At 50.5% G+C, this 6,359-nt stretch carries 4 protein-coding genes and 1 pseudogene; 1 reads left to right on the forward strand and 4 read right to left on the reverse strand.

Annotated features, from left to right (window positions below; translation table 11 throughout):
* Nucleotides 1-29 precede the first annotated feature (29 nt).
* Nucleotides 30-1,178: an MFS transporter gene (locus FQ015_RS15210; RefSeq protein WP_160524230.1), complete on the reverse strand. Its 1,149-nt coding sequence runs from the start codon at nt 1,176-1,178 to the stop codon at nt 30-32.
* Between the two features lie 314 nt (nt 1,179-1,492).
* Between FQ015_RS15210 and ycaC the strand changes: the two are divergent.
* A pseudogene (ycaC, locus tag FQ015_RS15215) lies at nt 1,493-2,118 on the forward strand (isochorismate family cysteine hydrolase YcaC).
* A 34-nt stretch (nt 2,119-2,152) separates the two neighbouring features.
* Here the strand turns inward: ycaC and dmsC are convergent.
* From dmsC to dmsA, 3 genes are read right to left on the reverse strand one after another with little or no spacing between them, the layout of a single operon-like run.
* A complete protein-coding gene (gene dmsC / locus FQ015_RS15220) occupies nt 2,153-3,016 on the reverse strand; it encodes a dimethyl sulfoxide reductase anchor subunit DmsC (RefSeq protein ID WP_160524231.1) in 864 nt (287 codons plus the stop codon).
* Between the two features lies 1 nt (nt 3,017).
* Nucleotides 3,018-3,635, reverse strand: a complete 618-nt coding sequence (gene dmsB, locus FQ015_RS15225; RefSeq protein WP_000213098.1) for a dimethylsulfoxide reductase iron-sulfur subunit DmsB — start codon at nt 3,633-3,635, stop codon at nt 3,018-3,020.
* A 10-nt stretch (nt 3,636-3,645) separates the two neighbouring features.
* The gene (dmsA, locus tag FQ015_RS15230; RefSeq protein WP_088541638.1) at nt 3,646-6,090 is read right to left on the reverse strand and encodes a dimethylsulfoxide reductase subunit A; all 2,445 of its coding nucleotides are present in this window, start codon (nt 6,088-6,090) and stop codon (nt 3,646-3,648) included.
* Nucleotides 6,091-6,359: the final 269 nt, after the last annotated feature.

Below are 6,359 nucleotides of genomic sequence, written 5' to 3' on the forward strand. Positions count from 1 at the left end.
CAGTAAGTTCACACTCTGCGTTAATTCATTTACACGTGAGCAACGGGTTTCGGCGTATGACCGGCGTTGCGAAGCAGCATCAGCAAATAGATAAACGATACGCTGGCGATCATGATAAACAATAAATTATCGGAGAAATTCTGCATTAGCATGGCAGTAAATGACGGACCAAGCAGACTTCCCACAGTATAGCTCAACAGTAAGGCCTGGTTCATCGCCACCAGTTGATGATGTTCAACTTTCTCGCAAGCCCATGCCATCGCCACCGGATATAGCGTAAAGCCAGCGGCACCGAGGATGAATAACGCTGGGGCCATCGCCGCCTGGCTAAGCATCGCGATACTGCCGAGAATGACGACAAAGACCTGAACACGCAACACCAGCAGTCGACCAAACTTATCCGCCAGACGTCCAATCGGCCATTGTCCAAGGATACCCGCACTGACCAGTACCGCCATCCAGAAACCAATGCTGGCATTGCTCACCCCTTTGTGATTGAGGTACAGCGGCATCAGGCCATATAGAGATCCCAGAACGATTCCTGAGATAATGCAGCCATTCACGCCAAGCCGCGCCTGACGGAGTTTTAGCATTGACGTAATTGACGTCGAATCATGGTTTTCAGCCTGCTGATTCAGCACACGCGTAAACAACAGCGGTAAGATCCCTGCCAACGTCAAACCTGTAACCCACGGCAATACGGACATCAGCTCGGTTGAAACTTTGCTGACCAGTAACTGGCCTAAAAACGTTCCCACGTAATAAACCATCATATACGCAGCAAGCAAACGACCACGGTTACGTGACGTCCCACTGCACATCAGCGCGCTCTCAACGACCACCCAAATCATGGCACAGCCGACACCCGCTACAAAACGCCACACCAACCAGCTCCAGAAACCAATCATCAGGCCAAGACCTGCACAGCCAGCGGCAAAAATGAAGGAGGCCAGATAATAGCTGCGGTTAAAGCCAATGCGCTTAATGACATACCCTGTCAGCAATGTACCGACCAGGTTGCCGGTAAAATAGGATGAGCTGACAACGCCTACCTGCCATGTGGACATATGTTCCTGGGCGAGCCAAAGCGGCACGAGTGTATTTAACACTGCGATCGCCAAAGTCAACAAAAGCAGGCCAGACAGCAAAAGCATGACAGGCCGGGTATACGTGGACATGAATTAAAACCGTGAGGAAGTTCAAATTTCATGCGCATCATGCCACCGCCAAAAACATTGTCAATGGGTGAAAATACGCGCATATCGCAGCTGAGGTATTATCGATTTATATTACTCATTCATAACGCTAATGCTGGAGAGACGATTAATCTCATCTGATTGTTTTTATTGATCTAACACAAATTTCATACGCTTCGTTCAGTCGAAAAATTTCATGGTCACAGCAAACTCATATTTCCCGTCTATGCTTTCAGAGCAATGCATCGCGTCTGACCGATTTCAGACGTACCGCTGACTCTCGAAAGGAGAAGAGGATGACCAAACCGTATGTTCGTCTCGATAAAAATGATGCTGCCGTTTTGCTTGTTGATCACCAGGCTGGTTTACTTTCCCTTGTAGGGATATTGAACCCGATAAGTTTAAAAATAACGTGCTGGCGCTGGGTGATCTGGCTAAGTATTTCAACTTACCTACTATTCTTACCACCAGTTTTGAAACCGGTCCTAACGGCCCATTAGTTCCAGAACTGAAAGCACAGTTCCCCGATGCACCTTACATTGCTCGCCCGGGAAATATTAACGCCTGGGATAACGAAGATTTTGTAAAAGCTGTCAAAGCGACAGGTAAAAAACAGTTAATTATTGCCGGTGTGGTAACCGAAGTTTGCGTTGCGTTCCCGGCACTTTCGGCAATTGAAGAAGGGTTTGATGTCTTTGTCGTGACTGACGCGTCAGGGACCTTTAATGAAATTACCCGGCATTCGGCATGGGATCGCATGTCGCAAGCTGGTGCGCAATTGATGACATGGTTCGGCGTGGCGTGCGAGCTGCATCGCGACTGGCGTAATGATATTGAAGGACTGGCGACATTGTTCTCTAACCATATTCCTGATTATCGTAATTTGATGACCAGTTATGACACGTTAACGAAGCAGAAATAAAAGAGAACCGGGGCCGAAACCCCGGTTGTTATGATTAGCTTGCGACGGCCATCCCCACGGTCATATGCAAACCATAGAATACGCCACGACCGATTAATTCCCCTGCCAGAAGCAGAATGAATGATACGGAAAGTAGCGGAACCGCAGGCTGATAACCTTTTAGCTGTGGGGCAATCCACAAGCACAGGGCAACAGCCAAAAGTACGATACGCCAGGACATCAGCGCACCATAGTCCGGCACCAGCGCTGCAGCCTGCTGCACAGAACTATGAATAGTCGCCAACTCTGCGCCCTGCATCACAGACATCACGCCACTCACTACCAGTGCCAGCACAGAAATTGCAGGTAGCAGACGCATCGCCCAGCCATCGACGCCAGCCAGACTCAACAACAGGTAACCCAGTAACGGGCCGCCCATGAACATTGTCAAGAAGAAGCCCATCGGTGTCCAGATGCTGTACCAGGTCGGGACAGTATCGATGCTGTTATAAACGCGCACCATCATCCAGACAAAGACTACGCCGAGAACCATCGTCACCACCAGCCACAGCGTACGCAGTGCTGGCGACAGCTTTTTCAGTATTGCCAGCACCCAACCGATGCCACCAACGGCAAAAAAGATCGAACCGCTGGCGATTTCGTTACTGAGTGCTGAAGCCCCTACCCGGTTGAGCGAGTTAAAAGCGCGCATCGGCGAACCAAGATGGAGCATAGAGGCGATAAAGCCAATACCCATCAGCACCCATAAGCCAAACATGCAGGCGATAACACGCTGCTGGGCTTCTGCTCGCAGGTCGCCTTTGAGCAGCGCCAAAGCCAGAACGATAAAACCACCTGCTACACATTGCCCGAAGACCGTGAAGATCATCAGCGGCCATTCATGCCATCCACTTCCCATCTCACACCTCCTTCGGGTTTGCCAGATAGCCAGTGGTATCCCCGGTTGGGCGGCTGTTGGCATTGGGTTTGATCACAATATTCGGTTTGGTAAAGTGAGCTCGCGGCAACGGCGCAACAGCCGCCAAATCGCCATGTTTTTTACGTAGCTCGTCGATAGGGCCGAAATCCAGCGCCCGCAGCGGGCAAGATTCAACACAGATCGGCTTCTTCCCCTCCGCAACACGGTCATAACAACCATCGCATTTGGTCATATGGCCTTTCGTTTCGTTATATTGCGGTGCGCCATACGGGCAAGCCATATGGCAGTAGCGGCAGCCAATGCACACATCTTCATCGACCACAACAAAACCATCTTCACGTTTATGCATCGCACCGCTCGGGCAGACTTTAGTACAAGCCGGATCTTCGCAGTGGTTACATGAAATCGACAGATAGTAGGCAAACACGTTCTGATGCCAGACACCGTTATCTTCCTGCCAGTCACCGCCAGCATATTCATAAATGCGGCGGAAGCTGACTTCCGGCGTCAGATCTTTATAGTCTTTACAGGCCAGCTCGCAGGTTTTGCAACCGGTGCAACGGCTGGAATCAATAAAAAATCCATACTGGGTTGTCATCGGTTACTCCTTACACCTTTTCAACCTGAACCAGGTTTGTATGTGACGGATTCCCCTTAGCGAGAGGAGACGGACGTTGAGTGGTCAGTACGTTAATACAACCGCCCTTATCGACACGTTTTGCATCCGGGTCATACCAGGCACCTTCACCCAGTGCGACCACACCCGGCATCATTCGTGGCGTCACTTTTGCCTCAATGTGAACCTCACCACGGTCGTTAAAGATCCTGACCTTATCGCCGTTGTTGATACCGCGTTTTTGTGCATCAAGCGGGTTGATCCACATTTCCTGGCGGCAAGCTGCTTTCAGCACATCAACGTTGCCGTAAGTTGAGTGAACGCGAGATTTGTAGTGGAAGCCAGTAAGCTGCAGCGGATATTGTTTGTTCAGCGGATCCTGATAACTTTCAAAGCCCGGCGTGTAGATCGGCAGTGGATCGATCACGTCGCCTTCTGGCAATTCCCAGGTCGCGGCAATGTCAGCCAGCGCCTGCGAATAAATCTCAATTTTACCCGATGGCGTGGTCAGCGGATTTGCCTGCGGATCTTCACGGAAAGCTTTATAAGCAACGTGATGCCCTTGTGGGTCGCGCTTTTTAAAGATCCCCTGCTTGCGGAACTCTTCAAACGTTGGCAGTTCAGGAATCGCTTCCCGCGACTGGGCATACAGATGCCGCATCCACTCTTCCTGTGTACGGCCTTCAGTAAACTGTTGCTCAACGCCAAGACGTTTTGCCAGTTCGCTGGTCATTTCATAGATGGTCTTACATTCAAAGCGCGGTTTAATCACCTGATCGTTGAAAATCACGTAAGACATATTCCCGCAGGATGCATCCAGTGCAAAGTCCATCTGTTCGGAAGCGGTGCAGTCAGGCAGCAGGATGTCAGCATATTTCGCCGATGAAGTCATGTGGCAGTCGATAACCACAATCAGCTCGCACTTCTTATCATCCTGAAGGATTTCATGGGTACGGTTGATTTCAGAATGCTGGTTAATCAGGCAGTTACCGGCATAGTTCCAGATCATTTTGATCGGCACATCCAGCTTATCTTTCCCGCGCACACCATCACGCAGCGCTGTCATTTCCGGGCCACGTTCAATGGCATCGGTCCACATAAACATCGAAATGCTGGTCTGGATCGGGTTTTCGAGGGTCGGCATACGGACAAAAGGTAAGCTGTATGAACCTTCACGCGCGCCGCTGTTGCCCCCGTTAATACCAACGTTACCGGTCAGAATCGCCAGCATCGAGATAGCACGGGTTGCGATTTCACCGTTAGCGTGACGCTGCGGGCCCCATCCCTGGCTGATAAACGCCGGTTTGGTACTACCGATTTCACGAGCCAATTTGATGATTTTGTCTGCCGGAACACCGGTGATTTGCGAGGCCCATTCCGGCGTTTTAGCCACGCCATCTGGCCCTTCACCCAGAATATAAGCTTTATAGTGACCATTTTTCGGCGCACTGGCTGGCAGTGTTTTCTCGTCGTAGCCAACGCAATATTTATCGAGGAATGCCTGATCCACCAGGTTTTCGCTGATCATGACATACGCCAGACCGTTAACCAGTGCGGCATCTGTTCCCGGACGAATAGGGATCCACTCATCTTCGCGCCCGGCACCGGTGTCGGTATAGCGCGGATCGATAATGATCATACGAGCATTGGATTTCTGGCGCGCCTGTTCAAGATAGTAAGTCACCCCACCGCCACTCATTCGCGTTTCGCCAGGGTTATTACCAAACAGCACTACCAGTTTACTGTTTTCAATATCTGACGGGCTGTTACCATCCGCCCAGCCGCCATAGGTATAGTTCAAGCCTTCTGCAATTTGCGCGGAGGAGTAATCTCCATAATGGTTCAGATAACCGCCACAGCAGTTCATTAGCCGCGCGACCAGGGTATTTCCTGGTGGCCAGGAACGGGTCATCGTACCACCCAACGTACCGGTACCGTAATTCAGGTATATGGACTCGTTACCGTACTCTTTAATCAGACGCTGCATGTTCGTGGCGATAATATCGTAGGCCTCTTCCCAGCTAATGCGCTCGAATTTGCCTTCACCGCGCGCCCCGACTCGTTTCATCGGATATTTCAGGCGGTCCGGATTGTAGACACGGCGACGCATGGAACGCCCACGCAGACAGGCGCGCACCTGGTGCAGGCCGTCATAGTTGTCATCGCCGGTATTATCCGTTTCAACATATTTAATTTCACCGTCCACAACGTGCATACGTAGCGGGCAGCGGCTACCACAGTTAACTGTACAGGCGCTCCAGATAACCTTTTCGTCTGACTTTGCCGGAAGGGCACTATCAACAGCGTGCGCAATCCGACTAAAAGGTAAGGTTAATGCGCTGCTGGCCATTGCCAGGCCGCCGATCGCTGTCGTTTTTACCAAACCACGGCGACTCACCTCAGCAGCCAATACCGCATCAGGGATTTTCGTTTTCATAATGGCTCACTCAAGCTTGCTCACGATTGATTCCAGTAACAAACCGTATTGTGTAATTATTTCTATAGCAGTTCGCTATATAGGCTTGTATACATCGAATGATTTGAAAATCAAAGAGATAGGCAGATTTTCACTCGAAAGTAGTATTACGTGTAAGTGAGGAGTAATTATTGTTCGGTATCAAAGGGAGACAATAAATATCCTCCGGCATAGCCGGAGGTTTTTCAAATGCGCCTGTAAGGCTCTGTTACCAGCCGCGCCCTAACAGG

The sequence above is a fragment of the Escherichia sp. HH26CH genome (genome assembly GCF_009820205.1).
Classification (GTDB): Bacteria; Pseudomonadota; Gammaproteobacteria; order Enterobacterales; family Enterobacteriaceae; genus Escherichia; species Escherichia coli_F.

Bases quoted from the DNA above. Each gene is read 5' to 3' on its own strand.
- FQ015_RS15210 (WP_160524230.1), bottom strand. From the start codon at position 1,178: ATGTCCACGTATACCCGGCCTGTCATGCTTTTGCTGTCTGGCCTGCTT.
- dmsC (WP_160524231.1), bottom strand. From the start codon at position 3,016: ATGGGAAGTGGATGGCATGAATGGCCGCTGATGATCTTCACGGTCTTC.
- dmsB (WP_000213098.1), bottom strand. From the start codon at position 3,635: ATGACAACCCAGTATGGATTTTTTATTGATTCCAGCCGTTGCACCGGT.
- dmsA (WP_088541638.1), bottom strand. From the start codon at position 6,090: ATGAAAACGAAAATCCCTGATGCGGTATTGGCTGCTGAGGTGAGTCGC.